Annotated in this window: 4 protein-coding genes; all 4 read left to right on the forward strand. The window is 72.2% G+C overall.

Features of this window, described 5'->3' with window-relative positions; all coding sequences use genetic code 11:
- A partial coding sequence (locus ACJ73U_RS23260) for an NPCBM/NEW2 domain-containing protein (RefSeq protein ID WP_407779804.1) occupies positions 1-940 on the forward strand: 940 nt, incomplete at its 5' end.
- Between the two features lie 24 nt (positions 941-964).
- Positions 965-3406: a TIM-barrel domain-containing protein gene (locus ACJ73U_RS23265; protein WP_407779805.1), complete on the forward strand. Its 2442-nt coding sequence runs from the start codon at positions 965-967 to the stop codon at positions 3404-3406.
- On the forward strand, positions 3403-4803 hold the full coding sequence (locus ACJ73U_RS23270) for a glycoside hydrolase family 28 protein (protein WP_407779806.1): 1401 nt from the start codon (positions 3403-3405) through the stop codon (positions 4801-4803). The genes ACJ73U_RS23265 and ACJ73U_RS23270 overlap by 4 nt, the downstream gene beginning before the upstream one ends.
- A 108-nt stretch (positions 4804-4911) precedes the next feature.
- On the forward strand, positions 4912-6040 hold a 1129-nt coding region (locus ACJ73U_RS23275; protein ID WP_407779807.1), incomplete at its 3' end, for a CaiB/BaiF CoA transferase family protein.

Below are 6040 nucleotides of genomic sequence, written 5' to 3' on the forward strand. Positions count from 1 at the left end.
GGACCTGTGGGAGCACCGGACCTACCAGAGCGCGGGCACGTTGTCCGCGACCGTGCCCGCGCACGGCACGGTGATGTACCGGGTCAGCGCCACCGACGGCAGCTGGTGGCGGCAGCCGCCGCTGACCGAGTTCGCGCTGGACGTGCCCTCGGCGTTCGCCGGCGTGCCCGGCACGGTCACCCCGGCCGGCCACCCGTTCCCGGTGAACGTCACCGTGGTGAACCGGGGTCTCCTGCCGGTACTGGACGGCCGGGTTCGGCTGACCGAGCCGGCCGGCTGGCGAGTCACCCCGCAGGGACCGGCGGGAAAGCCCGTGCTCCGGCCCGGTGAGTCGATCACCGCGAGGTTCCTGGTCGCGCCGCCCGCGGCGGCGCCACCCGGGGACTACGCACTCGGCGCCCGGCTCGCCTACTCCTCGCCGACGCACACGCGCATCGAGAGATCAGCCGGGGAGGACCTGACCGTGCCGACGCCCGTGCCCGCCGGCACGTCGGACCTCGGTGACCTCACCTGGGCCAGGGCCGCGAACGGGCTCGGCCCGGTCGAGCGGAACACGTCCGTGGGCTCGGCCCCCGCCGGTGACGGCAAGCCGTTGACCATCAACGGGCACGGGTACGCGAAGGGCCTCGGCACGCACGCGGAAGCGTCGATCCTGTACTACCTGGACGGAAAGTGCGCCGCGCTGAACGTGGACGTCGGCATCGACGACGAGCGGGACCCGCGCCCGGACCCGACGCAGTCCACGGCGATCTTCGAGATCTGGGCCGACGGCACGAAGGTCGCGGACAGCGGCCTGCGCACGTGGCAGGACGACGCGGTGCACCTCGGTGCGGACCTGTCCGGCGCGAGCTTCCTGCGGATCGTCACGAACGGCGGTCCGGACGGCTTCCGCTACGACCGGGGTGACTGGGCGGCTCCGGTCCTGTCCTGCGCGGGATAGCAACGACAACGTCAGAGGAGCGACATGCGTCTCCATCGCCTGCTGGTGATCCCGGTCTCGGTCGCACTCGCCGCACTGTCCGGCGTCGTGCCGGCGGCGGCCGACCGCGGTGGACCGCTGCGGTGGACCGCCGAGGCAGCGCCCTTCCGCCTTTCCTTCCAGCAAGGACATCGGCCGCTACTCGAACAGACCTCGGACGAGCTGGCCGGTCCCGGCGGCCGGCTGGCGTACGCGCTCGCGGACGGCTCGACCCACCGGGTCACCGACCTGGTGGGCGCCGAGCCGGTCCGGGACGGCATCCGGTACACGGTCGCCACCGACGAACCCGGTCGCAACGCGACGGTCGCCGTACGCCGAACCCCGCGCGGGCTGCGGGTGTCGTGGTCGCTCCAGCCGGCCACGGACGTCACCCAGGTGTACGAGTCGCTGACCGGCGACGACGGCGAGCACTTCCTCGGCGGCGGCGGGAACTTCCTCTTCACCGACCTGCGCCACCGGGTGCTGCTCAACAAGGCCTACTTCACCGGCTCCGGCTCGCTCAGCAGCTGTGACAAGACCGGCATGCCGAGCCCGTTCTTCCTCAGCTCGCACGGCTACGCGGTCTTCCCGGACACCGACGCGATCGGCCGGCTGGCGTTCCCGAACGCGGTCGACGACCCACCGCACTGCTCGTCGGACCCGCCACCGTGTCCGGTGAAACTCGGGCAACCGGACCGGACCCAGCTGTGCTTCAAGGCGAACCGGCTCGACTACGAGGTGTACGCGGGTTCACCGGCCCAGGTCGTGCGGGCCTACGGCGCGCGGGCCGGGTTGCCGACGATGCCGCCGGTGCGGCAGTTCGCGCTGACGCACTGGCGGGACACGGTGGACGGGCAGACCACGGTGATCGACGACGTGGACCAGTTGCTGCGCAGGGGGTTCCCGCTCGGCACCGAGTGGATCGACAACCCGTGGGAGACCTCGACGAAACTGCCGGGCGAGGCCCAGAACAGCCGGTACGCCTGCAACGGCACGCTGGAGTTCGACCCGGTGCAGTTCCCCGACCCGCGGGGGATGGTGGCGGCGCTCAGGGCCAGGGGCGTCGACCTGGGCATCTGGATCTCGCCGCACGTGCGGGAGAAGGCCGCCGACCGGCCGTGCCCGCCCACCGACTACCCGCCCGGCTCGTTCATCCGGACCAGCCGCACGAGCGACCCGTTGCAACTCGACCTGACGAACCCGGCCACCCGCGCGCACTTCCAGGACAAGCTGCGGCGGCTGTTCTCGCTGGGCATCACGATGGTCAAGGGTGACCGCGGCGAGGAGTTCGAACTGGAGGACGCGACGTTCGCGGCCGGCGGGGGCGAGGAGCTGATGAACACGAACCCGGTCCGGTACGCGCAGGCCACCACCGAGGTGCTGGAACAGTTGTACGGCACCGAGTACACGACGCTGTGGCGCGGCGGGTACACCGGGCTGCCGGCCGTCGTGAACGGCGTGTGGGGCGGCGACGCGCGTGCGACGTACGACGGGCTGCGGCTGTCGGTGCGGCGCGGGCTGAACTCGTGGCTGTCCGGGCATCCGGTGTGGGGCACGGACACCGGCGGCTTCAACGGCGGTGGCGCCGGCGCGCCGAGCCCCGCGCTGTTCACGCGGTGGGCGCAGTTCTCCGCGGTGTCCCCGGTGTTCGAGGTCGGCGGCGCGGGTCGCAACGCGACGCCGTGGCTGTACGACGACCCGACGGTGGCACGGTTCCGGGACAGCGTGCTGCTGCACTACGCGCTCTTCCCGTACCTGTACGGGTTGGCGAGGCGGGCGGCGCGGACGAACGAGCCGATCGTGCGGCCGATGGCGTTCGACTACCCGGACGACGAGCAGGCGTGGGCGGCGGACCAGCACATGATGGTCGGACCGGACCTGCTGGCGGTCCCGGTCACCGCCGACCGCAACGAGACCGACGCGGCGGCGGGACAGCCCACGCCGGTGGACGTCTACCTGCCGCGGGGCCGGTGGGTGGACCTGTACACGGGCGAGACCCTCGACGGTGGCCGGCACGTCGTCCGGATGTCCACTCTGGACGACTTTCCGCTGTACCTGCGCGCCGGCGCGGCCATCGGCTTCAACCAGCGCATCGACGGCGTGTGGTCCCAGCCGTGGGGCCTGAACGACCTCGACCGGCGGGACCGGGCCGGCTGGACCTACGCGCCGGGCACCGGCACCACGGTGGCGACGAGTCCCTTCGGCGGCACGCTGGTCGCCCGCGGCGACGGCCGGCGGATCCACCTCGCGGTGACGCACGCCCCCGCGCAGACCCAGGTGACGGTGACCGTTCCCGGCACGCCGAGGAGAGTGGTGATCGACGGCCGGGCGGTGCCGCGCGGGCTCGCCGGCACGGTGGGCTGGACCACCAGGCCGGCGCCGTTCGGTGGCGTGGTGCTCAAGCTCGGCCCGCGGCACGGCGCGAGCACCGTGGTGATCGAACGATGAACGGGAGAGACGGGATGACGAGCCGGTGGTCGCGGCGACAGGCGTTGGGGCTCGGCGGTTTGGTCGCGGGCGGGGTGCTGCTCGGCGGGGTGCCGGCGGCGGGCGCCGACCCGGCCGCCGCCATCCTCGATGGGCTGCGCCAGCCGGTGTTTCCCCGGCGCCAGTTCGACATCACCCGGTTCGGCGCGGTCGGCGACGGCACCACCGACTGCACCGACGCGTTCCGCGCTGCGGTCGACGCGTGCCACCGCGCGGGCGGCGGACGGGTGGTCGTGCCCGAGGGCGACTTCCTGACCGGCGCTATCCACTTACGCAGCAACGTGAACCTCCACGTCACCGGCACGATCCGCTTCCACACCGACCCCGCGAAGTACCTGCCGGTGGTGATGACCCGCTGGGAGGGCACCGAGTGCTACAACTACTCCCCCCTGGTCTACGCGTTCGGCCAACGCGACGTCGCGATCACCGGCAGCGGCGTTCTGGACGGGCAAGGACGGCGGGGTCCGTGGGAGAGCTGGTACGCGAACAGCGGGCCGCAGGGCGCCGACCAGCGCGAGCTGCGGCGGATGGGTGAGGAGGGCGTGCCGGTCGAGCAACGCGTGTTCGGCGCCGGGCACTACCTGCGGCCCACGATGATCGAGTTCTACCGGTGCCAGAACGTGCTCGTCAGCGGCGTCACCGTCATCGACCCTCCCATGTGGACGGTACATCCGGTGCTGTCCCGCAACGTGGTGGTCAGCGGCGTCACCGTGCACAGCTACCTCTACAACACCGACGGCTGCGACCCGGAGTGCTGCACGAACGTCCACATCGCGGACTGCCGGTTCGACACCAACGACGACTGCGTCTCGATCAAGTCGGGCCGCGACGCCGACGGCCACCGGGTGGGCGTGCCCAGCACCAACATCGTGGTGGAGCGGTGCAAGTTCGCGGGCCGCTGGGGCGGCCTCGCCATCGGCAGCGAGATGTCCGGCGGCGTGCGCGGCGTGTACGCCCGCGACTGCGAGATCAACCCGACGGACTTCCCCGGCAGCTACCCCGTGAAGTATCCCTTGTACATCAAGACGAACAAGCTCCGCGGCGGCTACGTCCGCGACGTCCACCTGCGGAACTTCACGGGCGGCGGGGTCGAGCGCGAGGCCCTGTACGTGATCCTGGACTACAACAACCAGGTCGGCACCCGTCCCGTCGACGTCAGCGGCATCACGGTCGAGGGCATGGTCCTCGACGGTGTCCGCAGGGCGGTCTGGCTGAACGGCCTGGCCACCGACCCCATCCGCGACGTGCGCATCCGCGACAGCCACTTCACCAACGTCACCACACCGACCAACACGGTCAACCACACGGAGAACCTCCGCTACACCGACGTCACGGTGAACGGAAACCCGATCACCTGACGCGCGCGCCGCACGTTCCGTACACCTCGGCGGGCAACCGCACCCGTGTTATCGTCGGTGTTCCACTGCACGACAGGTGTTCCGTGACACGGTACGGCGGGGGGCGCGATGGCACTCGCGCTGGAGAACCTGGCGGTCATCGACCTGACGCAGGTCATGGCCGGGCCCTTCTGCTGCCAGCTGCTGGGCGACCTCGGCGCCGACGTGGTCAAGGTGGAGCCCGTCGGGCGCGGCGACGCCACGCGTGAGGCCACCGGGCACCGGCTGCCGCACGGGGAGAGCGCCGCGTTCCTGGCCGTCAACCGCAACAAGCGGAGCATCGCGCTCGACCTGCACACCGCGGGCGGGCGCGCGGCCTTCCGCCGCCTGGCCGGCGGGGCCGACGTCGTGGTCGAGAGCTTCCGGCCGGGGGTCGCCGCCCGGTTGGGCGTCGACTACGAGACGTTGCGTGCCGACAACCCGCGGCTCGTGTACGCCTCGATCTCCGGGTTCGGCCAGACCGGACCGTACGCGGCGCGCCCCGGCTACGACCTGATCGCGCAGGCCATGTCCGGGATCATGAGCGTGACGGGCGAACCGGACGGCGCGCCGACGAAGGCCGGCATCCCGGTCGCGGACCTGTCCGCCGGGCTGCTGTGCGCGGTCGGCATCCTGTCCGCGTGTCTCGCCCGCACGGTCACCGGGCGCGGCCAGGCCGTCGACACCTCCCTGTACGACGCGGCGCTCGCGATGTCGGTCTGGGAGACGGCCGAGCTGTGGGCCACCGGCGCGGCGCCGGGGCGGCTCGGCTCGGCACACCGGGTGAACGCCCCCTACGCGGCGTTCCCGACCCGCGACGGCCACCTGACGGTCGGCGCCAACAACAACCGGTTGTGGGCACGCCTGTGCGCGGTGCTCGACCGGCCCGACCTGCTGGCGGACCCGCGCTTCACGAGCAACGGCGACCGCGTCCGCAACCGCGCCGCGCTGACCGAGGAACTGACCCGCGCTCTGTCCACGAAGGACACCGGCGACTGGGTGGAGCTGTTGCGGGACGCGGGTGTCCCGGCCGCGCCGATCCGCGACTACGAGGAGTCGTGCGCGGACCCGCACACGCTGGCCCGCGAGATGGTCGTGGAGCTGGACCACCCGGTCGAGGGGCGGGTCAGGGCGCTCGGCATCCCGGTCAAGCTCAGCGAGACCGCGGGCAGCATCCGCCGGGCCCCACCGGGACTGGGCGACCACACCGACGAGATCC

Origin of the sequence: Actinophytocola sp. (assembly GCF_045807065.1) — a bacterium.
Taxonomy (GTDB): Bacteria; Actinomycetota; Actinomycetes; order Mycobacteriales; family Pseudonocardiaceae; genus Actinophytocola.